Here is a 14,619-nt window from a genome sequence, read left to right on the forward strand (position 1 = left end):
TCACGGCCCGCGGACCGGGAACCCGGCCCGCGCCCCGCGGGAGGAGGGGGTGTGGTGCGGAGGCGTCAGACTGAGCCACCAGGTGAATCAATCTGACGCCTCCGCACTCGCACCTCCCGCGGGACGCGCGAGCGCTCAGCTGCGCAGGGCCGCCAGCGCCTCGCGGCGCTGCTCCTGCTCCACCGGGTCCGGCACGGGGACCGAGGCGAGGAGCTTCTGGGTGTAGGCGTGCTGCGGCGCCTGGAGCACCTGCTCACCGGTGCCGAGCTCGACGAGGTCGCCGCGGTAGAGCACGGCGATCCGGTCGGCGAGCATGCCGACGACCGCGAGGTCGTGGCTGATGAACAGCGTCGCGAAGCCCAGGCGCTCCTGGAGCTCGCTGAACACCTCGAGCACCTTGGCCTGGACCGACACGTCCAGGGCCGAGGTGGGCTCGTCGGCGATGAGCAGGTCCGGGTCGAGCGCCAGGCCGCGCGCCAGGCTGGCGCGCTGCCGCTGCCCGCCGGAGAGCTCGTGCGGGTAGCGCTCGGCGTAGTGCGTGGGCAGGTGGACGGCGTCGAGCAGCTCCTCGACCCGGGGGCGCGCCGCAGCTGCGTCGCGAGCCCGGCCGTGGATGAGCAGCGGCTCGGCCACGGCCTCGCCGATGGTGAGGAGCGGGTTAAAGCTCGTCGCCGGGTCCTGGAAGACGAAGCCGACCCGGGCGCGCAGCGGCCGGAAGCCCTTCTCCTTGAACCCGACCATCTCGTGGCCCAGCACCTCGAGCGAGCCGCCGGTCGCGCGGGTGAGGCCCGCGATGGCCCGGCCGATCGTCGTCTTGCCCGAGCCGGACTCGCCCACGAGGCCGAGCACCTCGCCGGGCGCGATCTCGAAGCTCACCTTGTTGACGGCCCGGAACTCGGGCTGGCGCAGGCGCCCGGGGTAGACGATCTCGAGGTCGCGGGCGCGCACCACCGGCTCCGGGCCGGCGTCCGCGGCGGCGGGGGAGGGCCCCGGCTCCCAGTCGGGGGTGTGTGCCCCGAGCTTCGGCACCGCCCCGAGCAGCTGGCGGGTGTACTCGTGCTGCGGGGCGGCGAAGAGCTCGCGCGCCGGCGCCTGCTCCACCACCTTGCCGCGGTACATGACCGCCACCCGGTCGGCGAGGTCGGCGACCACCCCCATGTTGTGGGTGATGAGGATGATGGCGCGCCCGAACTCGTCGCGCACCGCCCGCAGCAGGTCGAGGATCTCGGCCTGGACGGTGACGTCGAGCGCCGTCGTCGGCTCGTCGGCGACGATGACCTTCGGGTCCAGGGCGAGGGCCATCGCGATGACGATGCGCTGCTTCTGCCCGCCGGAGAACTGGTGGGGGTAGTGGTCCACCCGCGTCTCGGGGTCGGGGATGCCGACCTTGCCGAGCATCTCCACCGCCCGCTCGCGGGCCGCCTTCTTCGTGTACTCCCCGTGCGCGCGCAGCCCCTCGGCCAGCTGCCAGCCGACCGTGTAGACGGGGTTGAGTGCCGTCGAGGGCTCCTGGAACACCATGGCGACGTCCCGGCCGCGGGCCTGGCGCAGCTCGCCGGGCCTGAGCTGGACGACGTCACTGCCCGCGAGGACGACGGCGCCCTCGACGCTCGCGTTGTCGGGCAGCAGCCCGAGCACGCTCTTGGCCGTCACGGTCTTGCCCGAGCCGGACTCGCCGACGACGGCGAGCACCTCGCCGGGGTTGACGTGGAGGGAGACGCCGTCGACGGCGTTGACCGGCTCCCCGTCGGTGGCGAAGGTGATGTGCAGGTCCCGGATGTCGACGACGGGTCCGCCGTCGGCGTCGTGCGCGGTCATCACGCGGCTCCCTTCATGGCGGTGGCGACGCGGCGCGGCCGCGGCGGGCGGCGGCGGATGCGCAGGCGCGGGTCGGACAGGTCGTTGAGGCTCTCCCCGACGAGGGTGATGCCCAGGACGAGCAGGACGATGGCGACGCCGGGGAAGACGCCGGTCCACCAGATGCCGCTCGCGACGTCGGAGATCGCCCGGTTGAGGTCGTAGCCCCACTCGGCGGCCGCCGTCGGGTTGATGCCGAAGCCGAGGAAGCCCAGCCCCGCGAGGGTGAGGATCGCCTCGGAGGCGTTGAGCGTGACGATGAGCGGCAGCGAGCGGGTCGCGTTGCGCAGCACGTGGCGGGAGAGGATCCGCGGCGTGGAGGCGCCGAGGACGCGCGCGGACTCGACGAAGGCCTCGGCCTTGAGCCGGACCGTCTCGGCGCGCACCACGCGGAAGTACTGCGGCACGAAGACCACGGTGATCGAGATGGCCGCCGCGGCGATGCCGCCGAAGAAGCTCGACTGCCCGCCGGAGATGATGATCGAGACGACGATCGCCAGCAGCAGGGAGGGGAACGCGTAGATCGCGTCGGCGATGGTCACGAGGACGCGGTCGAGCCAGCCGCCGAGGTAGCCGGAGACCAGGCCCAAGGCGATGCCGAGGAAGATCGAGGCGACGACGGCGAGTACCACGGTGAGCAGCGCCGTCTGGGCGCCCCACACGACGCGGGAGAAGACGTCGTAGCCGCCGACGGTCGTGCCCCACCAGAACTCGCTCGACGGCGGCGCCTGACGGGGGAAGGACCCGTCCGGGCCGCTGAGCTGGTTGAAGGAGTACGGGGCGATGAGCGGCGCGAGGACCGCCATGAGGATGAAGACGGCGCAGATGACGAGGCCGGCGATGAGCATGCCGCGCTGGAGGCCGACGCTGCGGCGCAGCTGCCAGACGATCGGCAGCTTCTTCCAGCGGGACTCGTGCGCGGCGGCGCCGTGCTCGATCGGGTCGGGTGCGGTGCTCATCGTCAGTACCTCACTCTCGGGTCGATGAGGGCGGCGATGACGTCGACGACGAAGTTCGTCACGGCGACGATCACCGCGAGGAGCGCGACGATGCCCTGGACGGCGACGAAGTCGCGCGCGCCCAGGTACTGGGCCAGCTGGAAGCCCAGGCCGCGCCACTCGAAGGTGGTCTCGGTGAGGATCGCCCCGCCGAGCATGAGGGCGATCTGCATGCCCATGACCGTGATGATCGGGATGAGCGCCGGCTTGTAGGCGTGCTTGCGCAGCAGCCGTCCCTCCGGCACGCCGCGGGAGCGGGCGGCGTCGACGTAGTCCATGCCGAGGGTGCCGATGAGGTTGGTGCGCACGAGCCGGAGGAACACCCCGGCGGTGAGCAGCCCGAGGGCGACGGCGGGCAGCACGGCGTGGGACAGGACGTCGGAGATGAGGTCCCAGCGCCCGGTGCGCAGCGCGTCGAGGATGTTGATGCCGCTCGAGCCGGAGATGCGGTCCAGGGTGAGCTGGGTGCCGGGGGTGGCCCGCCCGCCGAGCGGGAACCAGCCGAGCCACACGGAGAAGACGAGCTTGAGCAGGAGGCCCGCGAAGAAGACCGGGGTCGCGTAGCAGAGGATCGCGAAGATGCGGAGCACGGCGTCGGGCAGCTGGTCGCGGCGGTAGGCGGCGATGCGGCCCAGCGGGATGCCGACGAGCAGCGCGACGATGAGCGAGAAGATGACGAGCTCGAGGGTCGCGGTCCCGTAGGTCAGGAGGATCTCGCTGATCGCCCGGTTGTCCGTCACTGTGCGGCCGAAGTCGCCGGTGAAGATCTGGCCGAGGTACTCGACGTACTGCACGAGCACGGGCCGGTCGTAGCCCGCCGCGGCGAGCCGTTCGGCGAGCTGGTCGGGCGTGAGACGCCCGCCCACCGAGGCGGAGATCGGGTCACCGACCACCCGCATGAGGAAGAACACCAGAGTGACCAGGATGAACACCGTGGGGATGATGAGCAGGAACCGCACGAGGATGTAGCGGCCCAGCCCCGATCCGCCGGACTTGGTGGCGGCTGTGGTGCTCACCGTCCGTTCGTCTGCGATCGTCACGAAGACTCTCCTCTCACGGACGGGACGGGGTGCCGCGGTAGCGGCACCCCGTCCCGTCGTCGTGGATGTTGCGCGGCCTAGCGGCCGAGGGGGGCGTAGCGGAACTTGAAGGAGGCGTCGAGGGTGACGCCGGTGATGTCGTTCTGGGCCACGGCCACCTGGGCGCCCTGGAGGTAGGGCAGGGTGGACAGGTCCTCGGCGACGAGGCGCTGGACCTCGGCGATCTTCTCCGCACGGGCCTCCTCGTCAGGCTCGGTGGCCTGGTCGAGGATGAGGTCGTTGACCTCCTGGTTCTCGTAGCCGTTGACGAGGAAGTTCTCGATGAGGAAGAACGGGGAGAGGTAGTTGTCCGCGTCGGAGTAGTCCGGGAACCAGCCGAGCTGGTAGGCGGGGTACATGCTCTCGACGCGCTCACTGTTGTAGGTGTCCCACAGCGTGGACTGCAGCGTGACGTCGAACAGGCCGCTCGCCTCGAGCTGGCTCTCGATCATCGCGTACTCCTCGTCGGAGGAGTTGCCGTAGTGGTCGGGGCTGTACTGGAGGTTGAGCGCGACGGGCGTCTCGACACCGGCCTCCTCCAGCGCGGCAGCGGCGGCCTCGGCGTCCGGGCCGCCCTCGCCGTCGCCGTACATCTCGAGCAGCGGCTCGGCGGCGCCGCTGAGGCCCTCGGGCACGTAGGAGTACAGCGGGGTGTAGGTGCCCTGGTAGATCTCCTGGCTCAGCGCCTCGCGGTCGAGCAGGTGCGCGGCGGCCTGGCGCACGGCCAGGGCCTTGGCCGGGTCGGCCTCCGGGGTGTTCTCGCCGTAGGGCTGGGCGTTGAAGTCCCAGGTGATGTAGCGGATCTCGCCACCGGGGCCGTCGTGGACGGTCACGCCGTCGTCCTCCGCGAGGTCCGCGAGGTCGGTGGGGGAGAGGTTGCGGAAGGCGACGTCGACGTCACCCTCCTGCACGGCCAGCTTGAGGGAGGTCTCCTCGGTGAAGTACTGGGCCGTGACGACGTCCGTCTCCGGCGCGCCGAGCATGCCGCCGTAGTCGGCGAAGGCCTCGTAGCGGACGAGCTCGTTCTGCGTGTAGTCGGTGATCGTGTACTGGCCGGCGAAGGCGTTGCCCTCGACGATCTCCTCCGGCGGGGTCAGCTCGGTGGCGGAGAAGACGTCCTCGTCGACGATCGGGCCGACGGGCGAGGACAGCACCTGCGGGAAGGTCTGGTCGTTCTCGCTCTTGAGGTTGAACACGACGGTGAGCTCGTCCGGCGTCTCGACGCTGTCGAGGTTGTACAGCAGCGAGGAGGGGCCGTTGGGGTCGGCGATCGCGAGCTGACGGTCGAAGCTGAACTTCACGTCCGAGGAGGTGAGCTCGTTGCCGTTGGCGAAGGTCAGGCCCTCCTTGAGGGTGACCGTGTACTGCGTGGGAGCCGTGAACTCCGCGGACTCGGCGATGTCCGGCTCGACGTCCGGGCTGCCGTAGGGGGTGTTGAGGAGGAAGGGGAAGACCTGGTTCTGGACGAGGAAGGAGCCGTTGTCGTAGGAGCCGGCCGGGTCCAGGGAGAAGATGACGTCGGTGGTGCCGACGGTGATGCCGTCGCCGCCGGAGCCCGTGGCGTCGTCGCCGGAGCCCCCGCCGCCGCCGTCGTCGGTCTCCGCGCAGGCCGCGAGGACGAGGATGAGCGCGGTCGAGGCACCAACCAGTACCCGGCGCCGCTGGTGAGCGAGGGCCATAGTTCACTTCCTTCGGAACGGAGGAGCCGCCCACTCGTGGTGCGAGCCCGGGCGGAGCTGTGTGCGCCCCGCCACAGGAGGCGGTACGCGGGTATGGAAACTAACACACCGTGTCTCACTCTCTGAGCACTTCGTGGTCGAATCGCGGTCCACATCGTGGACATGCGCTCACCCCACCCCCGCCGAGAGCCGGATTCTCCGCGCTACGTACCGCGTACCGCGGGGGCTGGCTTGCCGCACCATGGGTGGATGACGACGGCGGAGCGTCACCTGCGCGCGGCAGGCCTCGTCGCCGCCGACGGACCGGACGTGGTGCTCGAGCTCGGCTGCGGGAACGGGACGGCTCTCGCACTGCTCGCCGAGCGGCTGCCCCAGGCGCGGCTCATCGGCGTCGACCGGTCGGCGACGGCGCTCGCCCGTGCCGGGCGAGGGCTCGGGAAGGAGGTGGCGGCCGGCCGGGTCACGCTGCTGCAGAGCACGGTGGCGGAGCTCGACCTCCCGAGTGCGAGCGTGGACGCCGCGTTCGCCGTCGACGTCAACCTGTTCTGGACCGGCGCCGCGGTGCCCGAGCTCGCGGCGCTGCGGCGGGTGCTGCGGCCCGGGGGAGCGCTGCACCTCGTCGTCGCCCCGCCCGCACCGAACTCGCGGGTGCGGGTCGGGATGGAGGGTGCACTGGACGGTGCGGGCTGGAGGACGACGGCGGTCGCCGAGCGGGCGGGCCTGGTCGCGGTCTCCGCGAGGCCTGGATGAGGTGGCGCTGCCCCTAGCATGTGCGGCATGACTTCGCCGGGGGCACAGAGCGCCGACATGCAGACCGTCCACGCCTCCACGGGCAAGCCGCCGTGGGCGGCGCGCGTGTGGGCGACGTGGATCGACCTGCTCGCCTTCGTCCTCGTCATCATCCCGTTCGTCGGGTACGCCCAGGTGACGGCGGTACCGCGCGAGTACAGCGACGCCGTCGACCTCACCCCGGCGGGCATCGCCGCCGCGTGGGCCGGGGTGCTCATCTACCTCGTCCTGTGGAGCTGGAACCGGTACGTGCGCCAGGCGCGCACCGGGCAGACGATCGGCAAGCGGCGCCAGGGGCTGCGGGTCGTCGACGCGCACGGACGGACGCCGACGGCGGGGCGCCTGGTGGTCCGCGACCTCGCCCACGTCCTCGACATCCTGCCGGCGTGCCTCGGCCTGCTGTGGCCGATCTGGGACCGCCGCGGGCAGACCTTCGCGGACAAGGTCGCCGGCACGGTGGTCGTGCACGACGGCGTGCGCTGAGCTCTCGTCCGGACCGCGCCGTCGCCCTACTGCTCGGCGCGGTGGGCGGGTGGGACGTAGAGGTTCTCCTCGGGGATCTCGCGTCCTGTTGCAGTGTCGACGACGCGGGTGCCGTTGCTGTCGTCGACGATCTGCAGGTCGGAGCCGACGGGGAAGTCGTAGATGCCGATGAGGGCCGGTTCGATGGCGCAGGCGGCGTTGTAGTCGGTGATCTGCAGGTTGTTCGGGTCGGCGAGGTACTCGCTCGTGTCGATGTGGCTGGAGATGCGCCAGCCGTTGTCGACCGGTGCCTGGGAGGGCACGCGCATCATCCAGCGCACGCGGCCGACGCCGCTGATGACGTTCTTGGAGACCATGCAGGCCCCTGCCTTGGGGATGAACTCGGGATAGCTCGCCATGTCACTTTTCTCTCTCGGGTGCGGGGATCTCACGGCCCTGGTCACGCAGATAGGCCTCCATGCGTACGAGGAGATCGGCTCGGCGAGGGCCGAACAGGCGCGCGCTGTCCAGGTCGGCGCGACCCTTCTTACCTGGCTTCAGCAGGTCCAGGTCCGGCCGGGCGAAGATGACGTCGTAGAACGGGGCCAGCTGCGCGTCCGAGAACTTCCCCTTCGCGGCGAGGGTCTGGATCGGCGTCCCCCAGCGATCGCCGGCCACTGCGTTGATGTCGGCGCCACCCTCGAGGAGTCGCTCGAGGACGAGCGCCTCCGCGTCGAAGTCGTGGTCGTTGTGACCGAAGAGCGCGTGAAGTGTCGTAAGGCCCTCGTCGAGCGCCAAGGTGGAAGGATCCGCGCCGTCGTCGAGGAGACGGTTGGAGATGGCCACGCGCTGCTCCGGCTTGCCATGGCTCAGGGCAAGATGGAGCAACGTCTGCCCGGACGGGTTCACCCACGACCTTGCCAACTCAGGCTCGTAGAGCTTCAAGAACTCGGCGTAGGGCCCGGACTGTGTGATGTAGGTCAGAGTCACGTTCGCCTCACTCGCGCGGATCCTTCGATCGTGGCGCTTCGCCGAGCCGGTATCCGTCCTGCGTGGACCTGCACGCCTAGGCCGTAGCCGCCGTGTCCCACTGCCGGGGGACGAGCTGGGACATCTGGACGTCCTGGAGGGATGCCGTCGGGACGCTGACCTCGTACAGGGCGGCGTCGATCTTGGGCAGGCGCAGGCCCTCGGCGAGGTCCGCGTTGTGCCCGATATAACTGACGTGCGCGATGGACTGCCCGTCCTGCTGCTTCCACTGGTCCACGAGCCGCATCTCCAGCCCGTTCCACCGCGCGGTCACATACATCTCGAGCAGCTGCTCGACCTCCCCGCGCGGCACCTCGCGGCGCCAGCGCCCGGCGGCCGTGCGCTGGAAGCCGTACTGAGCCGGCGGCTCGACCTCGGCCACGACGACGACGTGGTCCTCGAAGACGTCGGCGTTGAGCGGGGTCTGGGCCCAGGTGGCCATCGGGCCGACGTAGCGGGAGATCTGGGGGCTGGGGGAGTGGGTGATGCGCACGGTGTCGGACTGCCAGGCGTGGCCGACGTCGACGTAGGTGGCCAGGACCTGCCAGGTGCCGTCGGCATGGGCGCGGAGCAGCTGGGACCCTGCCGGGACTCGGGAGTGGACCAGCCAGTAGAGCGGGATGATGGCCTCACGGGTGCCCACGAAGCCGTTGCCGGTGAAGGGCGGCCGGTCGATGAACGGGCCGCCGGTGATGGCCTGGGTCCGCGCGTCCACACCGCCGGTGGCGTTCTCGAACCGCAGCTGCGGGGTGCTGGGGAAGCGCAGGACGTCGATGTGGTCCGCGTCGGGCCGGTGCGGGCTGCCCGGGAATCCGAGACCGTGTGCCTCGAACAGCGCGGCGGGGGTGGTTGCGTGCTGCACGTCCGCGGCGTTGACGACGAACCCGCCGACCCGGTCGAACCCGCCCTCGAGGTAGGCGGCGGCAGTCTGAGGGGTGACGGCCTTCTGCATCAGGGGCATGGGATCTCCAAGTCGAGCTGCGTGGTTCAGGGGTCGGCTGGTGGGCGTCCACCGCGACCCTAGCGAGGTCTGCGCGCTGACACGCGGTTTCCACAGGCCTGTAGGTCGCGGCTGAAGGTCTAACGAGTCTGCCCGCGAGGTGTCCGGGCTGGCGGGCGCGCCGCTAGACCTCGAACTCGTGGACCGTCTGATGGGTGTTCGAGAGCTCCTCCACTGGAGCCCCGCCGAAGAACCAGGTGTCGGCGGGGTGACCGGACAAGCCGGGCGGGATGACCTTGGCATACTGCTCGTCCCGCACCGGTTCTCCCACCGGAGTCGATTCATAGATCGGCATCGCGACTGCAGCCACTCCGTCGGGATTGATGCGGTCGACCTGGACGGGAAAGCGCCCGTAGAGAAGAGCCCAGGTCTCGATCTCGTAGAGTCGGCTGGCGCGCGACCGTGGCAGGGTTCCTTCCACTGTCCCGTAGAACATCGGTTCCCCGGTGAATCCTGCTGGGTGGCGCTGGCCGGGCCACACCGTGATCCGGATGCGGTCCACGCCGTCTTGGAAGAAGGCGGAGTACTCCTCGCCGTCGATGACGGCGTACAGGCCGGCCTTCACTGCGGTTCTCTCATCGTTCCGCTGCTAGACCTCGACCTCGTGGACGGTCTGGTGGACCTCGCTCAGTTCCTCCAGCTGCGCTCCGCCGAAGAACCAGGAGTCGGCCCCGTGGCCGGCGAATCCCGGTGGGAGGACCTTGGCGTTCCGCTCCCTCACGGGCTTCCCGACCGGGGTGGTCCTGTCCACCGGCAGTGCGACCGCCGCCCGGCCGTCGGGGTCGAGGCGGTCGACCTGGACCGGGAAGCGTCCGTGGAGCAGCGCCCAGGTCTCGACCTCTAACAGCCGCGTGGCACGGGCGCGCGGCAGGCGGGCGACGACGGTGCCGTCCTCACGCTGCCGTTGGTCGCTCCCGCTGGGCGCCGTCAGTCCGGGATCGACGGTGACGAGGATGAAGTCGATGTCCGACCGGAAGATCGCGCGGTATTCGACGCCGTCGACGACGGCGTACTGGCTAGTTCTCACTGCGCCCCCCTCAATGGTTCAGGTTCTTATCATCGCTGCTCTCGGGTGGCCACTGATCGCCGTTCACAGCCTGCAAGCGATTGCGGCGGACAGCCCGCTGGCGACGTCGGTTCGGAGGTCGCGCGTCACTTTGAGGAGCGCGCGGCGCTGAGGTTTCCGCCGCGCTTGGGGCTTTCGCTTGATACCCGCCGGACCCTACTCCTCAGACCGGAAGTACCTCGCGGCCGCGAGCTGGTAGGTGCGTCTGCATGCGCGCGAGGAGGTTTGCCCTCCGGGGACCGAACAAGCGGGCGCTGTCCACGCTCGAGCGGCCCTTCTTGCCCGACTTCAGCAAGTCAAGATCTGGGCGGACAAAGATCGCGTCGTAGAACGGGGCGAGAGCCGCACCGTTGACGTCGGCGTACCGACATATTTCATTGAGGTGCGACCTTCGTGGTCGGGCGTGGTCGTAAAGATGCCGCGCCGTCGTCGCCGTGTTCGCAGCGGTCGGTACGGCAGAAACGTTCACCCTCGAACTTCACGGACCATCTCCTGGACGTCGGATAGTTCGTCGGGGCGCACTCCACCCCAGAATGACAGCTCGCCGGGGCGGCCGGACAGCCCCGGGGGAACGACGACGTTGTTCTGTTCGTCCCGGACCGGGCGCCCCACTGGCGTGAAACCCACGCGGGGAGCCTCGAGCGCCACCGTCCCGTCCGGGTTCACCACGTGTACCTGAACGGGGAAGCGTCCGTGGAGCAGCGCCCACGTCTCGACCTCGAACAGTCGGCTTGCCCGGGAACGTGGAACTGTCGCCTGGAGTGTGCCGTCGAAGTATCGCTCCGGGACGACGCCAGCGGGTGGCTCCTGTCCCGAGGCGATCATCAGGACGATGTCGTCCTTGCCGGCGAGGTACTTCGCTCGGTACTCCACCCCGTCGACCACGGCGTACTGACCTGCCCTCATCGGTCCGTCGGGAGGTCTGCGAGTTGCCACTTGTTCCCGTCGTACACGCCGATGAAGCGCCTGGTGCCATCGGGCAGGGTCTGCCACATCTCGGCGCCTTCGGGCACCCGCTTCAGCCCTTGGAGGGTGTACTCCGGGCCGTAGGCGTGCGCATGCCCGGCAAAGCCGTTCCCCCGGAATGGGTTGTTCTTCGCGAGCGCGTCCTTGAGGGTCTCAACCTCCGCCTCGCGTAGGGCCACTGCGGCCTCGAGGTCCGCGAGCGTCTCGGGGGAGGCGCCGGTGCGCACGGCGTCCTGTAGAGCGGCCTCGGCCCCGCGCACCCGGGAGTCAGCGAACTCCGTCCACGCCTGTGTCCGCTGCGTGCTGTCAGGCAGGCCGCGGATCTCGTCGAACAGGGAGCCAGACCCGTTGCGTGCTGGCAGGTCCATTGCCTCGTCCAGCATACCGAGGACGTCCGGCACCGTGTACGAGGAGAGGCCGCCCCCAATGTCCCCAGCGTGGAAGCGGATGCTGAACATCGACGTGTCCGGCGTGAACGGCGACCCTGGGTAACCCAAACCGAGCTGGTGGAAGATTCGCTGGACTGAGGGGTCGAGCATGTCTGCGGACCGCGCGACGAAGCCGGTGAAGGCATCTGCCCCGTACAGGCCCTTCTGGCCGTCGAGGTGACGGATGAGGTTCTCGTCGGCGAGAGCTTCGAAGATCTTCGTATCGAGCTCCCGGTGGATAAGCTCCGGCCGGACGACCTTCTCCATGATGTCCCCGGGCATGATCGGGGGCATCTGCGAACGGATCTCCACCAGGGCACGGACCTGGCCGGAGGTCAGCTCGTCCAGCGGGGTGGCGATCAGCTCGCCGAGCCGGGCGCGGGAGAGCCCGTGACGTTCGAGGACCTCGCGGAAGGCGGGGCTCGCCAGGACCTCGCTCATCGAGCGCTGCGGCTCGATGGCATCCGTGTCGTACCGGGCCGTACCGCCCGGGGGTGGTGCGTCACCGCCGTTGACGTCAGCTGTTGCACCGTCGTCGGCACCGCGGGTGACGTCGTCGGCGACGTCGCTGGGCGTCAGCTCGTCGACAAGGGTGCCGGAGCCCGCACCAGAACTGGCGGAGCCGCCTTGGCGCGGGGTACCGGAGTCCACGATCGTGTTACGTGCGCCACTTCCCCCATCAGGCCCGGAGGACCCGCTCGTGGGTGCGTCAGTCCCGCCCGCGTGGGGAGCCGGGGAGTGCGACGGGGAGCCGGTGTAGCCCTCGGGGCTGGTGCCGGCGCCACCGGGCTGGTCGGACCCGCCGGGCTGGCTTGGTCCGGGCTGACCGGACCCGCCCGGCTGGGCTCCGTCGGTGAGGTTGTCGCTGACGCCGCCGGCGTTGACGGGGACCGGCTCGGGCGCGGGGGCCTCGGCGGGCTGCTCGCGGACAGGCGCGGCGTCGGGGTCGCGCACGGGCGCCGTGTCGGTGCTCGGGGCGTCGTAGTCGGTGCCGCGGCCGCCGCCGGGCACGTCGCCGGTGTCGAAGCGGGTGGGGAAGTCGGGAACCTCGAGGTTGCGCAGGCCGTCGGTGAGGCCGTTGAAGAGGTTGGAGATGGTGGGCGCGATGGCCCGGCCACCGCGGATGCCGAGTGCCACGGGGTCGACGAAGTCGAGCACGTTGTTCGCGCGAGTCAGCCAGCTCGCCCCGCGCCCGGCGCGTCCGGCGGTGGACCCGCCCTTGATGGAGGAGACTGCGGCGCCACCGGGGATGATGGCGGTGACGACGTTGAACGCGGTGCCGCCCAGGGCGCGTCCGTAGTCGCCCTCGGCCCACGCGTCCCACATGATGATGCCCTTGCCCATGCCGGCCCACGCCTCGCCGGGCGGGATGTCGCCCAGGCCGACGAGTGAGCCGATGGCGTTCCACGTGCTGCCCAGGGTCTCGGTGGAGAAGCCGTTGCCGTCGATGCCGACGAGCAGGCCCAGACCCTCGACGGTGCCCCACACGCCCTCGACGAGGACGCCGTCCCACACGAAGCGCTTGACCTCCACGGCCGCGGCCTTGGGGCAGTGGTCCTTGCGGTCCACGGCGGAGCCCCACGGCATCGCGACGTCGCTGCTCAGCTCGCTGACGCCGTAGCCCAGGGGGTCGTTCTCGCTGGTCGCCGCGCGCCACGGGGCCGCGCAGTACAGCGCCCGGATGGCGTTGGCGCACCGGCGCTCGGCGTCCCACAGCGCCACCTGCTGGGTGTTCACCCGGTTGACCAGCGCCGTGTTCTCGTCGACCAGGTCCTGGTCGTACTCCCACTCGGCGTTGCCGGAGATCCTCTCGCGGAAGGCGTAGGCGTCGGCCCGCACCGCGTCCAGGGCGGACTTGATCGGGCGGATCTCGGCGGCGAAGTCGCTGAGCGCGGTGGCCACGGACTCGAGCGCGTCGCCGAAGTCGCGGGACTTGGTCTCCACCTCGTCCATCACCGCGAGCAGCTGGGCGGCCTCGGGCGCCTCGTAGTGCGCCGCCAGCCCGCGCCACTCGGCCACGACGCCCGCGCCGTTGTCGCGCACCGCCCCGGCCTTGGTCCGCAGCGTCGAGGCGCCCGCCTCGACCGCGTCGGGGTCCAGGTCCTGGCCCGGGATCGCCGAGGGGTTGATCCCCGACGCGTAGCACATGTCCGTCATTGCCCCTCCGGGCTCCCCGTGCCCGCACCCGCGGGCGCCCAGACCTCGGTACCGCCGGCGGCCGCGGCCGCGGCCTGCACCTCACCGGCCATCTCGAGGTCACCGTCGATGTAGGCGCGCGTCGCTGCGCTGGCACCACCGACGGCGTTGTTGATGCGCGTGCCGATCGACTCCAGCGTGGGCGCGTAGTGCTCGAAGAACCCGATGAGGGCGTCGGCGATGACCGGGCTGTTGCCGGTACCGGCGGCCGCGGCCTCGGCAGCCGGCGGCAGCTCGTCGATCGTCCCGGACAGCAGGTCAGCCGCCGTCCCCACGGACGTCAGCACCGTCCCGACCCCCTCGGGGGTGATCCTCCAGCCCGCCACTGTGTCAGCCGATCGCGTCGACGGCGCTCTTGGCCCGGCTCAGCGTGGACTGGGCCGTGGCGTCGGTCTTGGTCAGCGACTCACGCAGGGTGCGGATGATCGTGCGCACCTCCTGGGCGACGGCGTTCCACCGGGCCTCCTTGGCGGCGTACTCCTCCGAGACACCGGTGGCCTCGTAGTCCGCCATCGCGGCCTTGACGTCGGAGTCGCGCTGGTCGATGAGGGACTCCAGGCGCGCGGCGACGCGGTTGAAGTTCTCCTGGGCCGTCTGCGAGGCGGCCTCGTCGTAGTCGCGGCGGTCGGCAGCGTTTCCGGTCATGTCGTTTCCCCTCAGCCTCGGGCGCTGAAGCGCGCGGCGTCGAATGCGGTGGCGGACTCGGTCGCCCGGGTCTCGTCAGCCATCTGCTGGTCACCCTCGATGAAGGTGCGGTCCATGCCGGCGATACCGGTGAGGACCGAGGACAGCGCGTGGTTGAGGTCCACCGAGATCCGGTCGGTCTCCGACTTGAACCGGTCGAACGCGGCGCGTCCGGCGCCGTTGAACTTGCCCTGCAGCGGCTCGGCGGCCGCGGCGAGCTCGCGGACGAGGGCACCGAGGTCCTCGTTGGAGCTCGACGTCTTCTTGGTCAGCGTCCCGAGGACGTCCGACCCCATGGCGAACTTCATGACCTTCCCCTCCCGATCGGGTCCAGCGGCTTGGACCGCTACGGTGCACGATGCTGACACAGGCCCGGGGGAGGGACC

General features: G+C 70.5%; 16 protein-coding genes. 2 read left to right on the forward strand and 14 right to left on the reverse strand.

Annotated elements, in window-relative coordinates:
- Positions 1-135: 135 nt before the first annotated feature.
- From AA0005_RS08535 to AA0005_RS08550, 4 genes are all read right to left on the reverse strand, one after another.
- On the reverse strand, positions 136-1,818 hold the full coding sequence (locus AA0005_RS08535; protein ID WP_413452986.1) for an ABC transporter ATP-binding protein: 1,683 nt from the start codon (positions 1,816-1,818) through the stop codon (positions 136-138).
- Positions 1,818-2,816 (reverse strand): ABC transporter permease, encoded by a 999-nt coding sequence (locus AA0005_RS08540; RefSeq protein ID WP_413452987.1) that lies wholly within the window; start codon positions 2,814-2,816, stop codon positions 1,818-1,820. The genes AA0005_RS08535 and AA0005_RS08540 overlap by 1 nt, the downstream gene beginning before the upstream one ends.
- Before the next feature lie 2 nt (positions 2,817-2,818).
- Positions 2,819-3,895, reverse strand: coding sequence for an ABC transporter permease (locus AA0005_RS08545; protein ID WP_413452988.1), 1,077 nt, complete (start codon positions 3,893-3,895; stop codon positions 2,819-2,821).
- A 77-nt stretch (positions 3,896-3,972) separates the two neighbouring features.
- Entirely contained in the window at positions 3,973-5,613 is a 1,641-nt protein-coding gene (locus tag AA0005_RS08550) for an ABC transporter substrate-binding protein (RefSeq protein ID WP_413452989.1), read from the reverse strand.
- A 249-nt stretch (positions 5,614-5,862) separates the two neighbouring features.
- Between AA0005_RS08550 and AA0005_RS08555 the strand changes: the two genes are divergently transcribed.
- Both AA0005_RS08555 and AA0005_RS08560 read left to right on the forward strand, forming a co-directional pair.
- Positions 5,863-6,363, forward strand: coding sequence for a class I SAM-dependent methyltransferase (locus AA0005_RS08555; protein WP_413452990.1), 501 nt, complete (start codon positions 5,863-5,865; stop codon positions 6,361-6,363).
- 27 nt (positions 6,364-6,390) lie between these two features.
- Positions 6,391-6,885, forward strand: coding sequence for an RDD family protein (locus tag AA0005_RS08560; protein ID WP_413452991.1), 495 nt, complete (start codon positions 6,391-6,393; stop codon positions 6,883-6,885).
- Positions 6,886-6,911: 26 nt separating this feature from the next.
- Here the strand turns inward: AA0005_RS08560 and AA0005_RS08565 are convergent, their stop codons facing one another.
- From AA0005_RS08565 to AA0005_RS08610, 10 genes are all read right to left on the reverse strand, one after another.
- Positions 6,912-7,283, reverse strand: a complete 372-nt coding sequence (locus AA0005_RS08565) for a DUF2185 domain-containing protein (RefSeq protein ID WP_413452992.1) — start codon at positions 7,281-7,283, stop codon at positions 6,912-6,914.
- A 1-nt stretch (position 7,284) separates the two neighbouring features.
- Positions 7,285-7,854, reverse strand: coding sequence for a hypothetical protein (locus tag AA0005_RS08570; RefSeq protein WP_413452993.1), 570 nt, complete (start codon positions 7,852-7,854; stop codon positions 7,285-7,287).
- Positions 7,855-7,930: 76 nt separating this feature from the next.
- Positions 7,931-8,854 (reverse strand): hypothetical protein, encoded by a 924-nt coding sequence (locus AA0005_RS08575; RefSeq protein WP_413452994.1) that lies wholly within the window; start codon positions 8,852-8,854, stop codon positions 7,931-7,933.
- A gap of 163 nt (positions 8,855-9,017) precedes the next feature.
- Entirely contained in the window at positions 9,018-9,458 is a 441-nt protein-coding gene (locus AA0005_RS08580; RefSeq protein ID WP_413452995.1) for a hypothetical protein, read from the reverse strand.
- A 24-nt stretch (positions 9,459-9,482) separates the two neighbouring features.
- On the reverse strand, positions 9,483-9,920 hold the full coding sequence (locus AA0005_RS08585; RefSeq protein WP_413452996.1) for a hypothetical protein: 438 nt from the start codon (positions 9,918-9,920) through the stop codon (positions 9,483-9,485).
- Positions 9,921-10,424: 504 nt separating this feature from the next.
- Entirely contained in the window at positions 10,425-10,865 is a 441-nt protein-coding gene (locus AA0005_RS08590; RefSeq protein ID WP_413452997.1) for a hypothetical protein, read from the reverse strand.
- The gene (locus AA0005_RS08595; RefSeq protein WP_413452998.1) at positions 10,862-13,510 is read right to left on the reverse strand and encodes a hypothetical protein; all 2,649 of its coding nucleotides are present in this window, start codon (positions 13,508-13,510) and stop codon (positions 10,862-10,864) included. Before AA0005_RS08595 ends, AA0005_RS08590 begins: the two co-directional genes overlap by 4 nt.
- The gene (locus AA0005_RS08600; protein WP_413452999.1) at positions 13,507-13,875 is read right to left on the reverse strand and encodes a DUF6507 family protein; all 369 of its coding nucleotides are present in this window, start codon (positions 13,873-13,875) and stop codon (positions 13,507-13,509) included. Before AA0005_RS08600 ends, AA0005_RS08595 begins: the two co-directional genes overlap by 4 nt.
- A 4-nt stretch (positions 13,876-13,879) precedes the next feature.
- Positions 13,880-14,194, reverse strand: a complete 315-nt coding sequence (locus AA0005_RS08605) for a pore-forming ESAT-6 family protein (RefSeq protein ID WP_413453000.1) — start codon at positions 14,192-14,194, stop codon at positions 13,880-13,882.
- 11 nt (positions 14,195-14,205) lie between these two features.
- Entirely contained in the window at positions 14,206-14,541 is a 336-nt protein-coding gene (locus AA0005_RS08610) for a hypothetical protein (protein WP_413453001.1), read from the reverse strand.
- Between the last annotated feature and the right edge of the window lie 78 nt (positions 14,542-14,619).

The organism is Georgenia phoenicis, assembly GCF_047302425.1.
GTDB lineage: Bacteria > Actinomycetota > Actinomycetes > Actinomycetales > Actinomycetaceae > Oceanitalea.